This window comes from Streptomyces sp. BB1-1-1 (assembly GCF_031597775.1).
Taxonomy (GTDB): domain Bacteria; phylum Actinomycetota; class Actinomycetes; order Streptomycetales; family Streptomycetaceae; genus Streptomyces; species Streptomyces thinghirensis.
On record NZ_CP134203.1, the window covers coordinates 4620056 to 4635885 of the forward strand.

Below are 15830 nucleotides of genomic sequence, written 5' to 3' on the forward strand. Positions count from 1 at the left end.
CCCCTCGGCGTGCTCCAGACTTTAGCTGATCACCCGGGGTGCTGCGCAAGTCGGTTGCCGCGAGGGGCGGCTGAGCGGCCGTCGGCCGCTCCCGCCGGACGCGGCTCTCGTCACGTACGGCTCACGGCGCACGCCTCACCGCGTACGGCTCACCGCCTACGGCTCACTGTGCCGCGGCGAACGCCTCGTACACCTTCTTCGGGATCCGGCCCCGCGCCGGCACGTCCATCTTGTTCGCCTGCGCCCAGGCCCGGACCGCCGCCGGGTCGGGGGCGACCTCCGTCTGCCGGTACGCCTTGCCGGACCGTGACCGCTTGCGGCCGGCCGACACGAACGGCTCGAGAGCCTTGCGCAGCTTTCGGGCATTGGCTTCGTTCAGGTCGATCTCGTACATCCGGCCGTCGACACCGAAGGCGATCGTCTCCGCCGCTTCCGAGCCGTCGATGTCGTCAAAGAGAGTGACCACGACACGCTGCGCCACGAATATCGGTCCCTTCGTGCGGCATCTCCGCGATGACGTGCCAGGACACCGCGATGATGCCGACTGTTCGCCTGTAATTGGGCAAAGTATCGGCTAATGACATTTCATTTGTACAGTGCCCGGCATTGCAATGGGAAGCCCGACTAAATCTCTCCGCGTGTCCGTCACGCAATAGGCGTCCATGCCGCATCCGGGATCTTTCCCGAAGCTTTTCGTGAGCACCTCCTCCCGATGCCGAATCGTGACAGGGCTCACGTAGTTTCCTCCAAGGCTACGCGCGTAGAAATTTTGTACGGGTAGTCTGAAGGAACCTGCTCAGCACCACACACCGGGAGTGCCAGTGGCACGCGTCGTAGTCGACGTCATGCTCAAGCCGGAGATCCTCGACCCCCAGGGCCAGGCGGTGCAGCGCGCACTGCCGCGGCTGGGTTTCGAGGGGATCTCGGACGTACGTCAGGGAAAGCGATTCGAACTGGAAGTGGACGGGCCGGTCGACGACGCCGCCCTCGCCCGCATCCATGATCTTGCGGAATCCTTCCTCGCCAACACCGTGATCGAGGACTTCACCGTCAAGGTCGAGTCCGACGACGTAGTCGCGGGGGCAGTGAAGTGACCGCTCGTATTGGCGTTGTCACTTTCCCCGGCAGTCTCGACGACCGGGACACGCAGCGCGCGATCCGCGTCGCCGGCGCCGAACCCGTGTCTCTCTGGCACAAGGACAAGGACCTCAAGCAGGTCGACGCCGTGGTGCTCTGCGGTGGTTTCTCTTACGGCGACTATCTGCGCGCCGGCGCCATCGCGCGCTTCTCACCGGTGATGGACACGGTCATCGACCAGGCCAAGGCCGGCCTCCCGGTGCTCGGCATCTGCAACGGCTTCCAGATCCTCACCGAGGCGCACCTGCTGCCCGGCGGCATGCTGGGCAACGACCACCTGCACTTCATCTGCCGCGACCAGAAGCTGCGGGTGGAGAACGCGGACACGTCCTGGACCAGCGACTACGCCGCCGGCCAGGAGATCCACATCCCGCTGAAGAACATGGACGGCCGCTACGTCGCCGACCGGCGCACGCTGGACGAGCTGGAGGCCGAGGGCCGGGTCGCCTTCCGGTACCTGGACATGAACCCGAACGGCTCGCTCAACGACATCGCCGGCATCACCAACGCCGCCGGGAACGTCGTCGGCCTCATGCCGCACCCCGAGCACGCCGTCGAGCCGCTGATCGGCACCGGCCGCACCGACGGCCTCCCGTTCTTCACCTCGATCCTCAAGAAGCTGGTCAACGCATGAGCCGGACGCCTCTGGACACGGTCGAGCACGCGACCGCGACCCCCGACGTCGAGCTGCCCTGGGCCGAGCTGGGCCTGAAGAAGGACGAGTACGAGCGGGTGGTGGAGATCCTCGGCCGCCGCCCGACCGGCGCGGAACTCGCCATGTACTCCGTCATGTGGTCCGAGCACTGCTCGTACAAGAGCAGCAAGGTCCACCTGCGCCAGTTCGGCGAGAAGGCCCCCGAGTCCGACGCGATGCTCGTCGGCATCGGCGAGAACGCCGGTGTCGTCGACGTCGGGCAGGGCTACGCGGTCACCTTCAAGGTCGAGTCGCACAACCACCCGTCGTACGTCGAGCCCTACCAGGGCGCGGCCACGGGTGTCGGCGGCATCGTCCGCGACATCATCGCGATGGGCGCCCGCCCGGTCGCCGTCGTGGACCCCCTGCGCTTCGGCGCCGCCGACCACCCCGACACCAAGCGCGTCCTGCCCGGCGTCGTCGCCGGCATCGGCGGCTACGGCAACTGCCTGGGCCTGCCCAACATCGGCGGCGAGGTCGTCTTCGACGCCTGCTACCAGGGCAACCCGCTGGTCAACGCCGGTGCCATCGGCGTCATGCGGCACGAGGACATCCACCTCGCCAAGGCGTCCGGCGCGGGCAACAAGGTCATCCTGTACGGCGCCCGCACGGGCGGCGACGGCATCGGCGGCGCGTCGATCCTGGCCTCCGAGACCTTCGACGACGCCAAGCCCTCCAAGCGCCCCGCCGTCCAGGTCGGCGACCCCTTCCAGGAGAAGCTCCTCATCGAGTGCACCCTGGAGGCGTTCAAGGAGAAGCTGGTCGTCGGCATCCAGGACCTGGGAGCCGCGGGCCTGTCCTGCGCGACCAGCGAACTGGCCTCCAACGGCTCGGGCGGCATGCGCGTCACCCTGGACGACGTCCCCCTGCGCGACTCGACCCTCTCGCCCGAGGAAATCCTCATGAGCGAGTCGCAGGAGCGCATGTGCGCGGTCGTGGAGCCGGAGAAGGTCGACCGCTTCCTGGAGATCTGCGACAAGTGGGACGTCATCGCCACCGTCATCGGTGAGGTCACCGACGGCGACCGCCTGGAGATCTACTGGCACGGCGGCAAGATCGTCGACGTCGACCCGCGCACGGTCGCCCACGACGGCCCGGTCTACGAGCGTCCCTACGCCCGCCCCGAGTGGCAGGACGCCCTTCAGGCCGACGACGCGAACAAGCTGCCCCGGCCGGAGACGAGCGAGCAGCTCAAGGACCAGGTCCTGAAGCTGGTCGGGTCGCCCAACCAGGCGTCCAAGCAGTGGATCACCCAGCAGTACGACCACTTCGTGCAGGGCAACACCGTTCTCGCCCAGCCCGAGGACTCCGGCATGATCCGCGTGGACGAGGAGTCCGGCCTCGGCGTCGCCATCGCGACCGACGGCAACGGCCGGTACGCCAAGCTCGACCCGTACACGGGCGCGCAACTGGCCCTGGCGGAGGCCTACCGCAACGTGGCGACGACCGGCGCGAAGCCGCTCGCCGTCTCCGACTGCCTGAACTTCGGCTCGCCCGAGGACCCGGCGGTCATGTGGCAGTTCGCGGAGGCGGTGCGCGGTCTGGCGGACGGCTGCCTTCAGCTGGGCACCCCGGTGACCGGCGGCAACGTCTCGCTCTACAACCAGACGGGCGAGGCGGCCATCCACCCCACCCCCGTGGTGGCCGTGCTGGGCGTCATCGACGACGTGGCCCGCCGCACGCCGGTCGCCTTCCAGGAGGAGGGCCAGCTGCTCTACCTCCTCGGCGACACCCGTGAGGAGTTCGGCGGCTCGGCCTGGTCCCAGGTCGTCCACGACCACCTCGGCGGCCTGCCCCCGAAGGTCGACCTGGAGCGCGAGCGCCTCCTCGGCGAGATCCTGATCTCCGCCTCGCGCGACGGCATGATCGACTCCGCGCACGACCTGTCCGACGGCGGTCTGGTCCAGGCGGTCGTCGAGTCGGCACTGCTCGGGGAGAAGGGCGCGCGTCTGGTCGTACCGGACGGGCTCGACGCCTTCACCTTCCTGTTCTCGGAGTCGGCGGGCCGCGCGGTCGTCGCCGTCCCGCGCTCGGAGGAGCTGCGCTTCAACGACATGTGCGGTGCGCGCGGCCTGCCCGCGACCCGCATCGGTGTCGTGGACGGCGACGCGGTCGAGGTCCAGGGCGAGTTCACCCTCCCCCTGACCGACCTGCGCGAGGCCCACGAGGGCACGATCCCGGCGCTGCTCGCGTAGAAGGCCTGTGCGGTCGAGGTCCCGTCCGGTTGTTCCGGGCGGGACCTCGCCGTTTCAACGCACGTAGCTCTTGAGGATCTCCGTGTCGAGTTCGATGCCGACCGGGTCGGGGAGGACCAGCGTCTCGCCGAACTTCGTGACGCGGGCGTCCCGGTAGCCGCCTACCCGCCGGTCCGGACTGCTGTGCACCGTGACTGTGCAGCTGTCACGGTCGATCAGCAGGTACAGGGGGATTCCGGCCTGTCCGTACGCGGCTGGCTTCTCGTGCCGGTCCCGTCGGTCGGTGTCCGAGTCGTACGAGGTGACCTCGACGACCATGAGTGCTCCGGCTGGGTCGGCCCATTCGCCGTGTCCCGCGAAATGAGCCTCGGGCGCGATCACGGCGTCCGGCCGCGCTCTGCTCTGCCGGTACGCGTCGACGCGGAGGCCTCGTGCGTGATAAAGGTCCAGGTCCGGGCGGGCCTGAATACAGCGCTTGGCCAGCCAGGACACGATGGTGTCGTGATCCCCGTCGGTCACTCTTTTGACCCCGATCCGTCCGTCGATGAACTCCAACGTGACGGTCTCGGGAGCGGTGGAAGCGATCGTTTCGAACTCGTCCACCGACATCTGAGACGTGTGCTCGGTCATAACCGTCATGTTGCACCTCCTTCCAGGCGCGGACCAGTGTTTCCGGGCCGGCGGCGCTCCCGGGCCGCCTTTCGCGGCCAGACACGCGTACGAGTGACTCTTGCACGATATTACGTAGCTACGTAATATCGAAGAAGTGGAGCAACTGGAACAACGCGTAACCGACCTCGAACGGCGCCTCGCCGCCCTGGAAGCCGCCGACCGGCCCGCACCCCACCTCGGTGAGGGCGAGTTCTGGGCCCTTGAGGGGCTGAAGGAGCAGCTCGCCGAGATGCGGGCCGCCGACGGGGGCGTCCTGTTCACCGGCGCCGTCCGCCTGCCGACCGGTGAGCGGTACGAATGGCAGCACGGCGCCTTGACCGAAGGCCTGCTGGACGTCGACTGGGCCGAGACCGCCGAGGCGTTCGCGGCACTCGGGCATCCCGTCCGGCTGCGGCTGCTGCGCGAGATCCTCGGCGGCCGGCGCACCGCCGCGGAGCTGGCCGAGCTGGACGAGGTGGGCACTACCGGCCAGATCTACCACCACCTCCGCCAGCTCACCGGCGCCGGCTGGCTGCACACCACCGGCCGGGGCCGCCACGAGGTGCCGCCGGGGCGGGTCGTACCGCTGCTGGTGGCGCTGTCGGCGGCGCGCGGCTGACCGGGAACGGCGCGACCGCTGATCGAAGGGGGACCCATGTCCGCACGCAAGCTAGCCATGACCACATTCCGGGCGCTGCAACTGGGCTTCATAGCCCTGGTGACCGCCGACATCATCTTCGGCTTCGGGTATCCGTGGTGGTGGAACTTCCTGCCGCTCGCCCTTGCCTACGTCCTCATCACCGTGGTCAACCGGTGGGGCGGCGGTGCCCCGGACGCCCCGCGCGTCGCCCGTGAAACCGTCGAGGTCGACCCGCCCGTCACCGGCCGCTGGTCCGCGCTGAACAGCCCCGCCGACCGCACCCCGAGCCACGGCACCCACGCCTACGGGCAGACCTTCGCCGTGGACCTCGTCGCCGAGCCGGAGCCCGGCGCCCGCCCCGGCTTCCGCGCCCTGTGGCCGATCGCCCGCCGCAGCCGTGACTTCCCGGCGTTCGGAGCGCCGCTGCTCGCGGTCGCCGACGGCACTGTCGTCCGGACCGACGACACCCAGCGCGACCACCTGAGCCGCAACTCGCTGCCCGCGCTGCTGTACCTGATGCTCGTGGAGGGCTCGGTCCGTGAGATGGGCGGCGTCCGCCGCATCGTCGGCAACCATCTGGTGCTGGATCTCGGCGACGGCACGTACGCGATGTACGCCCATGTGCGGCGCGGTTCCTTCGCCGTACGCGAGGGCGACCGGGTGCACGCCGGCGAGTTGCTGGCCCGGTGCGGCAACTCCGGCAACTCCTCCGAGCCGCACGTCCACTTCCAGCTGATGGACGGCCCCGACCCGGACACCGCCCGAGGCGTCCCCTTCACCTGGCGCGGGGTCGGCGTCCCGCGCAATGGCGAGGTCTTCGACGTACCCGAACCGGCGGACCGCGCCGCCCGCCGCGGCTGTTAGCTTCGTCGGGCGGTCGCGGAGCCGGTGGAGCCGCCGGGAGCCGCGGAACGGGGAAACGGGGGAGCAATGCGGGTGCCGGACGGTGTGCGCAAGTGCGTGAACGTCCTGCTGTGTCTGGCCGCCGTCGTGGCGATCGGCTGGAGCGGCCGCGAGATATGGCAGGTGTGGGACGGCCGGCGGCAGATCGACGCGGCCTGCGCGGGACTCGTCCCGGCCGGGCGGGTGCTGGCGCTCTCCCCGGCCGGCGGCCGGATCACGCACCGCGAAGCCGACGAGGGTGTGATCGAGATCGACCGCGGCCTCGGCGCCGGGGCGGCGCAGGACTGCGAGATCTTCAGCACCGAGGCCGGCGAGAAGGACGGCGAGGAGACGGGCGGGCGGTGGTTCTTCACGGGCGCGGTGGGCGTGCTGCCGGCGAACCGCCCCCTGATCGCCGACGGCCCGCTGGAGGACCTCGTCGACAGCTTCGGCGGCCCCACCCACCCCGACCAGCCGCTCGGCGGAGACATCGCGGGCTGGGTCACGGAATCCGACGTCGTCGTCCAGTTGCCGTGCGCCGAGGGCAGGGTGAACGGACGGGAGGTGACCGCCCTGTGGGCGCGGGCCTCGCTGCAGAACCCCGGGCGGCGGTTCACCGTCGGCGGTCAGCTCGGCGCGGACGACCGCGACATCCTCGCCGAGACGGCCGTGATCACCGCCAACAACCTCGCCGACCGGCTGGGCTGCACCGACCGGCTGCCCGACCCGCCGGACAACGTCCCCGCGCTGCCCGAGGGACCGGTCCCGGCGGCGCGCGCCGAGGGCACCTGCGCCTGGTACGGCAAGACCGGCCTCGCCCGCCGGTCCGGGTTCCCGGACCAGGTCGTCGAGAGCCGCACCGACGACCGGCTGTGGGACCAGCGGTGCGGCCTCGTGCTCAGCGAGAGCCGGGCGAGCGCCCTCTACCTGGCCGAGGGGAGCGAGCACCGCGTCAGCCGCCCGGAGCGCCCCGGACGGTGGTTCGTCTCCCTGCACACCTACGCCGGCGAGGAGGCGAAGACCCTCCTGCTCACCAGCACCAACCCGCGCGAGGAGCCCGAGCCCGCGACACCCGGCCGGGCCGGACGCAGCACCGAGGACCCGATCTGGTGGGCGTCCTCCGTCTGCGAAGGGAAGCCGCAGATCCACACCATGACCGTCTCCCTGGGCTACCACAGCGTCATGACCCCGCCGATGGAGCAGGTCTTCCGCGCCTACGTCGACGACGTGACCAACCGCCGGCACTGCACGGACCTGGTATTTCCCGAGAGCTCCACCTTCGACACCCCTTAAGCTCGCCGCCATGCCGCCAGCCAGGAAACGCGCCCGCGCCTACGACCCCGCCAGGACCCGCACCGCCGTACTGGCCCAGTTCGGCAACGTACGGGCGGCCGTCCGCACCCTCAGCCCCGGGCAGCTCGACCTGCCGACCCGGCTCGGCGACTGGACCGTACGGGAACTGGTCGCGCACATCGGGACGGCGTTGGCGGTGGTGGACCGGCTGCTCGGCGAGCCGGAGCCGACGCGGCAGGACGGGCACCTGCTCGACTGGCCGTTCGCGATCGCCGCCGACGCGGACGCCATCGCCGGCACCGCCCGGCGCCTCGCGGCCGAGCACCCCGACCCCGACGCCCACCTCGCCGAGATCGAGCGGCGCTTCACCGACCGCCTCGACGCCCACCCCGGCAGCCGGCTGCTGCCCACCGACGCGGGCGTGCTGCCGCTGGCCGACTACGTCGTCACCCGCACCGTCGAGCTGGTCGTCCACACCGACGACCTGAACGCCGCCGTGCCCGGCCTGGACGTGCCGTACGACCGGCAGGCCCTGGCCGCCGCGACCCGGCTGCTGGCCGACGCGCTCGCCGCCAGGGCACCCGGCGGCTCGACGGAGGTGCGGATCCCGCCGTACGCCGTCGTGCAGTGCGTCGAGGGCCCCCGGCACACCCGCGGCACCCCGCCCAACGTCGTCGAGACCGACCCGCTGACCTGGGTGCGGCTGGCCACCGGGCGGCTGGCCTGGGAGGACGCCGTGGCCGGGGCGAAGGTGAGCGCGAGCGGGGAACGGGCCGACCTCGGGGGACTGCTGCCGCTGCTCAGGTGACGCGGGGGACGCGGGGGACGACGAAGGTGAACGGAAAGAGGGGAACCAGTTCCTCCGCACCTCCGTCGAATGGGCATGTACAGGCAGAAGAAGCAGCAGCGCAGCATGACCCTGACCGTGGCGGCAGCCGTCGCGCTCGTGCCGCTCGCGGCGGCCTGCGGCAGCGAGAAGGCCGACGGCGGCAGCGGCTCCGTCGGCGCGGGCAAGCCCCTCACCGGCGTCCAGTGGAGCATCGACAGCGTCACCGTGGACGGCACCACCCACCGGGCACCGGAGGCGGCGCGGGTCCGGATCGACGACAGCGGCGAGGCGGCGGGCAGCACCGGCTGCAACACCTTCAGCGCCCGCGCCGACATCGACGGTGAGCGCGTCCGGCTCAGCGACGCCATGTTCACCGAGAAGGCCTGCGAGAAGACGCCCATCGACTTCGAGAAGTCCCTCGGCCGCACCCTCACCACCGGCCCGCTCACCACGAAGACCGAGGGCGAGCGGCTGACCCTCACCACCTCCGACGGTGACACCGTCCGGCTCAGCAAGCAGCCGGACGCACCCCTCTACGGCACGCGGTGGACCGTCACGGCCCCGGGCCAGAAGGACGCCGACCAGAAGGGCAGTGCGCACCTCACCTTCGACCGGGACGCGAAGACCGTCTCCGGCCGCCTCCCCTGCAACCGCGTCAACGCCGCGGCCACCGTCAGCGACGGACTTATCACCCTCGGCGCTCCGTCCACCACCCGAATGGTGTGCGAAGGCTCACTCATGGACGCCGAGAAGCGGATACTGCGCCTCTTCGACGGCCGGGTCGACTATCGGATCGATCAAGAAACCCTGACGCTGACCAGCGAAGACGGCACCACCGTCCGAGCGGTCGCCGAGCGCTGACCCACACGTGAGCCCATGTCACCAATTCGGACCAGTGGTCGATCTCGCCTACACTCGAAGACGTGCCACGTGGTGACGGTCGACTCAATCACGATCTGCTTCCCGGCGAGAAGGGCCCCCAGGACGCTTGCGGCGTCTTCGGTGTCTGGGCCCCGGGTGAAGAGGTCGCAAAGCTCACGTACTTCGGGCTCTACGCCCTCCAGCATCGGGGCCAGGAATCCGCGGGAATCGCGGTCAGCAACGGCTCCCAGATCCTCGTCTTCAAGGACATGGGCCTGGTTTCCCAGGTCTTCGACGAGACCTCTCTCGGTTCGCTCCAGGGTCACATCGCGGTCGGTCACGCCCGCTACTCGACCACCGGTGCCTCCGTGTGGGAGAACGCCCAGCCGACGTTCCGTGCCACCGCGCAGGGCTCCATCGCGCTCGGGCACAACGGCAACCTCGTCAACACCGCCCAGCTCGCCGAGCTGGTCGCCGACCTGCCCAAGCAGGACGGCCGCTCGACGCGGGTCGCGGCGACCAACGACACCGACCTGGTCACCGCCCTGCTCGCGGGCCAGGTGGACGACGACGGCAAGCCGCTGACCATCGAGGAGGCGGCCGGCAAGGTGCTGCCCGAGGTGCGCGGCGCCTTCAGCCTCGTCTTCATGGACGAGCACACCCTCTACGCAGCCCGTGACCCGCAGGGCATCCGCCCGCTGGTCCTCGGCCGGCTGGAGCGCGGCTGGGTGGTCGCCTCCGAGTCCGCCGCCCTCGACATCTGCGGCGCCTCCTACGTCCGCGAGATCGAGCCGGGCGAGTTCGTCGCCATCGACGAGAACGGCCTGCGCACTTCCCGATTCGCGGAAGCGAAGCCCAAGGGCTGTGTCTTCGAGTACGTGTACCTGGCCCGCCCGGACACCGACATCGCCGGCCGCAACGTCTACCTCTCGCGTGTCGAGATGGGCCGCAGGCTGGCGAAGGAGGCCCCCGCCGAGGCGGACCTGGTCATAGCGACCCCGGAGTCCGGCACCCCCGCCGCGATCGGCTACGCCGAGGCCTCCGGCATCCCGTTCGGCGCCGGTCTGGTGAAGAACGCCTACGTCGGCCGCACCTTCATCCAGCCCTCGCAGACCATCCGCCAGCTCGGCATCCGCCTGAAGCTGAACCCCTTGAAGGAAGTCATCAAGGGCAAGCGGCTGGTCGTCGTCGACGACTCCATCGTCCGCGGCAACACCCAGCGGGCCCTGGTCCGCATGCTCCGCGAGGCCGGCGCCGCCGAGATCCACATCCGGATCTCCTCCCCGCCGGTGAAGTGGCCCTGCTTCTTCGGCATCGACTTCGCCACCCGCGCCGAGCTCATCGCCAACGGCATGAGCGTCGAGGAGATCGGCACCTCCATGGGCGCCGACTCCCTGGCGTACATCTCCATCGACGGCATGATCGAGGCGACCACCATCGCCAAGCCGAACCTGTGCCGCGCCTGCTTCGACGGCGAGTACCCGATGGAGCTCCCCGACCCCGAGCTGCTCGGCAAGCAGCTCCTGGAGACCGAGCTGGCCGCCGGGCCCGCCGGTACGGCCGCCACCGACGCCATCCGTCGCCCGTAGCCGTCCGCCTCCCTGGCCTGCCTTCCTGCCGTACGACACAAAGGTTCTCATCGTCATGCCTGACACAACTGGTGCCAGCTACGCAGCCGCCGGCGTCGACATCGAGGCGGGCGACCGCGCCGTCGAGCTGATGAAGGAGTGGGTGAAGAAGACCCAGCGCCCCGAGGTCCTCGGCGGCCTCGGCGGCTTCGCCGGTCTCTTCGACGCCTCCGCCCTCAAGCGCTACGAGCGCCCCCTGCTCGCCTCCGCCACGGACGGCGTCGGCACCAAGGTCGACATCGCCCGGCAGCTGGGCGTCTACGACACCATCGGCCACGACCTGGTCGCCATGGTCATGGACGACATCGTGGTGTGCGGCGCCGAGCCGCTCTTCATGACCGACTACATCTGCGTCGGCAAGGTCCACCCCGAGCGCGTCGCCGCGATCGTCAAGGGCATCGCCGAGGGCTGTGTGCTCGCCGGGTGCGCCCTGGTGGGCGGCGAGACGGCCGAGCACCCGGGCCTGCTGGGCGAGGACGACTTCGACGTCGCGGGCGCCGGTACGGGCGTCGTGGAGGCCGACCGGCTGCTCGGCGCGGATCGCATCCGTAAGGGTGACGCGGTGATCGCCATGGCGTCCTCCGGGCTTCACTCGAACGGGTACTCGCTCGTCCGCCACGTCCTGCTGAACGAGGGCGGCCTGTCCCTGGACGCGCACCTCGACGGCCTCGGCCGCACCCTCGGCGAGGAGCTGCTGGAGCCCACCAAGATCTACTCCCTGGACTGCCTGGCCCTCATGCGCACCACCGAGGTCCACGCCTTCAGCCACGTCACCGGTGGCGGTCTCGCCGCCAACCTGGCCCGCGTGCTCCCCGACGGCCTGCACGCCGTCGTCGACCGCTCCACCTGGGCCCCGGGCGCGATCTTCGACCTCGTCGGCACGACGGGCCGGGTGGAGCGCCTGGAGCTGGAGAAGACCCTCAACATGGGCGTGGGCATGATCGCCATCGTCCCCGAGGAGTCCACGGACGTGGCACTGACGACCCTGGCCGACCGCGGCGTGGACGCCTGGGTGGCCGGCGAGATCACCGACCGCGACGACCACGAGACGGGCGCGGCGCTGGTGGGCGACTACGCCGTCTGAGACGCCGCGGGTAGCACAGAACCCGGTCGGTGACAGAAGTCACCGACCGGGAAGGTGTTCAGTGCAAGGTCAAGCGCCGCGTCGCTGATGAGACGGGGACTGGCCGTCCTCGTCCTCGTCGTCGTCCTCATAGAGGTCGGCGTACTTTGCGTACACGTCATCGTCTTGCTCATCGTCCTCGAATTGCTCGCCGTTAGGCGGTTGCGGATTCGACGGCGATGCGCCCAGCTCCTCGGCCAGGCGGGAGAGATCAGTCCCACCGCTGTTGTACTTCAGCTGGCGGGCGACCTTCGTCTGCTTGGCCTTGGCCCGGCCGCGCCCCATGGCTCGACCCCCTCAACGACGGGGCTCGACGGCCCCAGAGTCTTGACACGCGTTCATGGTCCGGAACGGGCTCTCCGTGGAGAGACCGGTCCGTAGGGCTTCCACGGTACCTGAGCCCACGCCCATACGGTACGTCGCCCGCACCACGTGGCCATGCCCAGGACCTTCGAGGCGCCCCGTCCTCGCTGGTCAACGGCGATTTTAACCACCTTTCGACGGTCGACCCGCCGGGATAAGTGAGAGTTCTCTCCAACTGCCCCCCGACGGGTACCGGTCAAACCTGCGAAGACCCCGCCCGACCAGCGCGCGATCACCGCCGGATCACCGCGCGATCACCGTCGGGTACGTGCCTCCGCCATCCGCTGCTCGGCGATCCGGTCGGCCGCCGCGGCCGGCGGAATACCGTCGTCCTTCGCACGTGCGAATATGGCCAGCGTGGTGTCGTAGATCCTCGCGGCCTTCGCCTTGCACCGGTCGAAGTCGAAGCCGTGCAGCTCGTCGGCGACCTGGATGACGCCGCCGGCGTTCACCACGTAGTCCGGCGCGTAGAGGATCCCGCGGTCGGCGAGGTCCTTCTCCACACCCGGGTGCGCGAGCTGGTTGTTGGCCGCGCCGCACACCACCTTGGCGGTCAGCACCGGCACGGTGTCGTCGTTCAGCGCGCCGCCCAGCGCGCAGGGGGCGTAGATGTCCAGGCCGTCGACGCGGATGAGTTCCTCGGTGTCCCGGACGGCCAGCACGTCACGGTGGCGCTCGGTGACGCGCCGTACGGCGTCCTCGCGCACGTCCGTCACGAAGACCTCGGCGCCCTCCGCCACGAGGTGGTCGACCAGGTGGTGGCCGACCTTGCCGATGCCGGCGATGCCGACGCGCTTGGCGCGCAGCGTCGGGTCGCCCCACAGGTGCTGGGCGGAGGCGCGCATGCCCTGGTAGACGCCGAAGGCGGTGAGCACGGAGGAGTCGCCGGCGCCGCCGTTCTCGGGGGAGCGACCGGTCGTCCAGCGGCACTCGCGTGCCACGACGTCCATGTCGGCGACGTACGTGCCGACGTCGCAGGCGGTGACGTACCGGCCGCCGAGCGAGGCGACGCACCGGCCGTAGGCGAGGAGCAGTTCCTCGGACTTGATCTGCGCCGGGTCGCCGATGATCACAGCCTTGCCGCCGCCGTGCTCGAGGCCGGCCATGGCGTTCTTGTACGACATCCCGCGCGCGAGGTTCAGCGCGTCGGCGACGGCGTCCGCCTCGCTCGCGTACGGATAGAAGCGCGTACCGCCGAGCGCGGGGCCCAGGGCGGTGGAGTGGATGGCGATGACGGCCTTCAGGCCGCTGGCACGGTCCTGGCAGAGCACGACTTGCTCATGACCCCCCTGCTCCGAGTGGAACAGGGTGTGCAGTACATCAGCAGGTGCGCCGGTTACGTCGGTCACGGTGGTGACTCCTGTGTAGGTGCGGCGGGTGGAGACGGTCCCCGTGCGGGTGGCGGGGACTTTGGCATGAGATTAGAGCCTGCCGGTGCCCGCCCGCCGCACAGTGCTCAGGATCACCTCCGCACGGAGTACGGGCGTGCGACGATTTGCAGAGATTCCCGCGCGTTTGTGATCGGTTCCCGCAGGTTTTCGCGGCGGTGCGCGGGGGAGGGAGCAGGCGTGCCCAAGGTGTCCTCGGTGATCATCCCCTACGCGGCGTATCTGCGCGTGTACGAGCCGCTGGCCGCCTTCCCGGAGGAGGAGCGCGGCCACTGGTCCCGTTATGCCCGCCGCACCGACCTGCCCTCCTACCAGGACGAGCTGCGCCGCTCCCTGGCCGACCTGCTGCCCACCCCGCCCGTGGCGGTGCCGGTGCACGAGAGCGCGGACGCCTTCGTGACCGAGGTCGACGGCGTGGTCTGCGTCTGCCCCTGGCGGACCCGGCTGCGCGGCTGGCAGGCCCTGGGGGAGCTGGCCGAGGACTTCCCGGAACCGGTGCTGGACGCCCTGCTCCCGCCGGTCGTACGCCGCGAGAGTGCCCAGGACTACGAACGCTGGCTGGAGCGCAACCCGGACGCCCGCCCCTGGATCCGCACCGCGACCTGGCAGGTGCCGATCAACTGGTTCGTGCTGGTCTCCGACGCGGAGCGGGAGTACGACAAGGGCGGCGACGGCGAAGGGGCGGCGGCACCGGTGCTGCGCTACCGGACGCCGATGGTGCAGGCCCGCCGGCGGGTGGCCCGGGGCCTGCGGGCCCTGAAGGAGGCCATGGACGAGGGGCCGCTCATCGACGGCCTGGTGGACGTGGGGCGCTGGCTGGAGGAGTTCCACCCGCGGTCACTGGTCGAGCTGGACTACGGCGGGCTCGTGCACGCCCTGCCGGCCGGTGAGTTGGAGAACGACCACTCCGCGGCGGACGTGGCCGAGGGCATCGAGGCGCTGCGCCACGGCGACGGGGCCACGGCGGGGGCCGCGTACGGGCGGCTGGTGGAGCGCTGGCGGGCGGTCCGGGACCGGCGGTCGGCGAACTGACGTTTGACGTACCGCCCGATGTGGGGTTTCGTCTTCCGATCCGACACTTGCCCGGTGTGGGCTGATGTTCTGTCAACAAGGGACGTAGGTCCCGATCCGGGCGTATACGTCAAGCGTGACGGACCGCACGTACATCACTCTTGCGCCGCTTCCCCCTCCTCATGCCAAAATAGGACAAGGAGTCCGGGGAGGGCTCCTTCCGTCCTGCTGTGATGCACTGTGGGCGGAATCTCCGCATTGCATGCTTTGGGGGGTCTGATGGCAGCTCTGGTGACCCCTGATCGTCCTGTGACTGATCGTCACAGTGGCGTGACTGTCCGCTATGGCATGGTCCATCGGCTTCCGTCGCTGATGAACACCTGGGAGGGCAATTCCATCGGTTTGGCCGACGCGGCTGGACGGATGGTGTAGTTGTAGTGCCGAGGACAAGCCGTTCGTCCTATAACCGACTCGACCCGTGTCCGCCATTTCGGGCAACGCGGGTCAAGGTGCAGAATTTAAAGGAAAGAACCGAGAAGGTTCGGTTCTCCCGAGGAGGCCGCTCATGACCGCTCGCACCCCTGATGCCGAGCCGCTGCTGACCCCGGCTGAGGTCGCCACCATGTTCCGCGTCGACCCGAAGACGGTCACGCGCTGGGCGAAGGCCGGCAAGCTCACGTCGATCCGCACGCTCGGCGGGCATCGCCGCTACCGCGAAGCCGAGGTCCGCGCTCTGCTCGCGGGCATTCCGCAGCAGCGCAGCGAGGCCTGAACAACTGAATAACCGGGCAAAACGGCAGGTCCCCCAACCCGCCGAGGCGCTCGGAACCACAGCTCCAAACGACGTCGTTCCTGCCCCAACAGGGGTGCGTCGTGGATCGCGCTGGACTCCGCCGGGTCCAGCGCGATCTTTTTTGTGTCCGGTCCTGCGTCCGGTCCTGTGCCTGGTGAGGGCCTGTCGGCCGGCTCTGTGAGCGGGCTTGTCGGAGTCTGGGGAGGGGTGTCGGATCAGCTGTGTGCGCACCCTGGAAGGCAGTGCAATTGCACATATTAAATTGACTACTTGTAGGGGAGCCGTAAGTGCCACGGTTTCAAAAACTCATGCGGTGACACCCGTCACACGGCGCGATGCTTG

General features: G+C 69.9%; 16 protein-coding genes. 12 read left to right on the forward strand and 4 right to left on the reverse strand.

All coding sequences use genetic code 11. The features are described 5' to 3' along the window. Positions 1-163 precede the first annotated feature (163 nt). A complete protein-coding gene (locus RI578_RS21260; protein WP_310872538.1) occupies positions 164-481 on the reverse strand; it encodes an Lsr2 family protein in 318 nt (105 codons plus the stop codon). 340 nt (positions 482-821) lie between these two features. Here RI578_RS21260 and purS point away from each other — a divergent pair, with 340 nt between their 5' ends. Genes purS through purL form a run of 3 tightly spaced genes read left to right on the forward strand, consistent with a single transcriptional unit; the run spans position 822 to position 4026 of the window. Beyond that, on the forward strand, positions 822-1094 hold the full coding sequence (gene purS, locus RI578_RS21265; RefSeq protein WP_053133538.1) for a phosphoribosylformylglycinamidine synthase subunit PurS: 273 nt from the start codon (positions 822-824) through the stop codon (positions 1092-1094). Next, positions 1091-1771 (forward strand): phosphoribosylformylglycinamidine synthase subunit PurQ, encoded by a 681-nt coding sequence (gene purQ / locus RI578_RS21270; RefSeq protein WP_310872539.1) that lies wholly within the window; start codon positions 1091-1093, stop codon positions 1769-1771. Before purS ends, purQ begins: the two co-directional genes overlap by 4 nt. Continuing rightward, the gene (gene purL / locus RI578_RS21275) at positions 1768-4026 is read left to right on the forward strand and encodes a phosphoribosylformylglycinamidine synthase subunit PurL (RefSeq protein ID WP_310872540.1); all 2259 of its coding nucleotides are present in this window, start codon (positions 1768-1770) and stop codon (positions 4024-4026) included. Before purQ ends, purL begins: the two co-directional genes overlap by 4 nt. A gap of 54 nt (positions 4027-4080) precedes the next feature. Here purL and RI578_RS21280 read toward each other — a convergent pair whose 3' ends face one another. Next, entirely contained in the window at positions 4081-4665 is a 585-nt protein-coding gene (locus RI578_RS21280) for a Uma2 family endonuclease (protein ID WP_310872541.1), read from the reverse strand. 127 nt (positions 4666-4792) lie between these two features. Here RI578_RS21280 and RI578_RS21285 point away from each other — a divergent pair, with 127 nt between their 5' ends. The 7 genes from RI578_RS21285 to purM all read left to right on the forward strand — a co-directional run bounded on the left by RI578_RS21285 (position 4793) and on the right by purM (position 11894). Continuing rightward, positions 4793-5296: a winged helix-turn-helix domain-containing protein gene (locus RI578_RS21285; protein ID WP_310872542.1), complete on the forward strand. Its 504-nt coding sequence runs from the start codon at positions 4793-4795 to the stop codon at positions 5294-5296. Between the two features lie 36 nt (positions 5297-5332). After that, positions 5333-6181 carry a M23 family metallopeptidase gene (locus tag RI578_RS21290; RefSeq protein ID WP_310872543.1) on the forward strand — a complete coding sequence of 283 codons (849 nt, stop codon included), beginning with the start codon at positions 5333-5335 and terminating at the stop codon, positions 6179-6181. A gap of 66 nt (positions 6182-6247) precedes the next feature. Then, positions 6248-7492, forward strand: a complete 1245-nt coding sequence (locus RI578_RS21295; protein ID WP_310872544.1) for a hypothetical protein — start codon at positions 6248-6250, stop codon at positions 7490-7492. 10 nt (positions 7493-7502) lie between these two features. Beyond that, a complete protein-coding gene (locus RI578_RS21300; protein ID WP_310872545.1) occupies positions 7503-8300 on the forward strand; it encodes a sterol carrier family protein in 798 nt (265 codons plus the stop codon). Between the two features lie 75 nt (positions 8301-8375). Beyond that, a complete protein-coding gene (locus tag RI578_RS21305) occupies positions 8376-9182 on the forward strand; it encodes an META domain-containing protein (RefSeq protein ID WP_310872546.1) in 807 nt (268 codons plus the stop codon). A 62-nt stretch (positions 9183-9244) separates the two neighbouring features. After that, entirely contained in the window at positions 9245-10771 is a 1527-nt protein-coding gene (gene purF, locus RI578_RS21310) for an amidophosphoribosyltransferase (protein WP_310872547.1), read from the forward strand. Between the two features lie 55 nt (positions 10772-10826). After that, entirely contained in the window at positions 10827-11894 is a 1068-nt protein-coding gene (purM, locus tag RI578_RS21315) for a phosphoribosylformylglycinamidine cyclo-ligase (protein ID WP_310872548.1), read from the forward strand. Between the two features lie 69 nt (positions 11895-11963). Here purM and RI578_RS21320 read toward each other — a convergent pair whose 3' ends face one another. Next, positions 11964-12218 (reverse strand): DUF3073 domain-containing protein, encoded by a 255-nt coding sequence (locus tag RI578_RS21320; protein ID WP_310872549.1) that lies wholly within the window; start codon positions 12216-12218, stop codon positions 11964-11966. 332 nt (positions 12219-12550) lie between these two features. Further along, a complete protein-coding gene (locus tag RI578_RS21325) occupies positions 12551-13645 on the reverse strand; it encodes a Glu/Leu/Phe/Val dehydrogenase dimerization domain-containing protein (protein WP_310872550.1) in 1095 nt (364 codons plus the stop codon). Between the two features lie 219 nt (positions 13646-13864). Between RI578_RS21325 and RI578_RS21330 the strand changes: the two genes are divergently transcribed. Both RI578_RS21330 and bldC read left to right on the forward strand, forming a co-directional pair. Next, positions 13865-14716, forward strand: a complete 852-nt coding sequence (locus tag RI578_RS21330) for a hypothetical protein (protein WP_310872551.1) — start codon at positions 13865-13867, stop codon at positions 14714-14716. Positions 14717-15260: 544 nt separating this feature from the next. Beyond that, entirely contained in the window at positions 15261-15467 is a 207-nt protein-coding gene (gene bldC / locus RI578_RS21335) for a developmental transcriptional regulator BldC (RefSeq protein ID WP_003949541.1), read from the forward strand. Positions 15468-15830: the final 363 nt, after the last annotated feature.

What these genes read in the sequence shown, in the direction of transcription:
- RI578_RS21295 (WP_310872544.1), top strand. Translation starts at nt 6,248, where the DNA reads ATGCGGGTGCCGGACGGTGTGCGCAAGTGCGTGAACGTCCTGCTGTGT.
- RI578_RS21305 (WP_310872546.1), top strand. Translation starts at nt 8,376, where the DNA reads ATGTACAGGCAGAAGAAGCAGCAGCGCAGCATGACCCTGACCGTGGCG.
- bldC (WP_003949541.1), top strand. Translation starts at nt 15,261, where the DNA reads ATGACCGCTCGCACCCCTGATGCCGAGCCGCTGCTGACCCCGGCTGAG.
- purL (WP_310872540.1), top strand. Translation starts at nt 1,768, where the DNA reads ATGAGCCGGACGCCTCTGGACACGGTCGAGCACGCGACCGCGACCCCC.
- purM (WP_310872548.1), top strand. Translation starts at nt 10,827, where the DNA reads ATGCCTGACACAACTGGTGCCAGCTACGCAGCCGCCGGCGTCGACATC.
- RI578_RS21290 (WP_310872543.1), top strand. Translation starts at nt 5,333, where the DNA reads ATGTCCGCACGCAAGCTAGCCATGACCACATTCCGGGCGCTGCAACTG.
- RI578_RS21280 (WP_310872541.1), bottom strand. Translation starts at nt 4,665, where the DNA reads ATGACGGTTATGACCGAGCACACGTCTCAGATGTCGGTGGACGAGTTC.
- RI578_RS21320 (WP_310872549.1), bottom strand. Translation starts at nt 12,218, where the DNA reads ATGGGGCGCGGCCGGGCCAAGGCCAAGCAGACGAAGGTCGCCCGCCAG.
- RI578_RS21300 (WP_310872545.1), top strand. Translation starts at nt 7,503, where the DNA reads ATGCCGCCAGCCAGGAAACGCGCCCGCGCCTACGACCCCGCCAGGACC.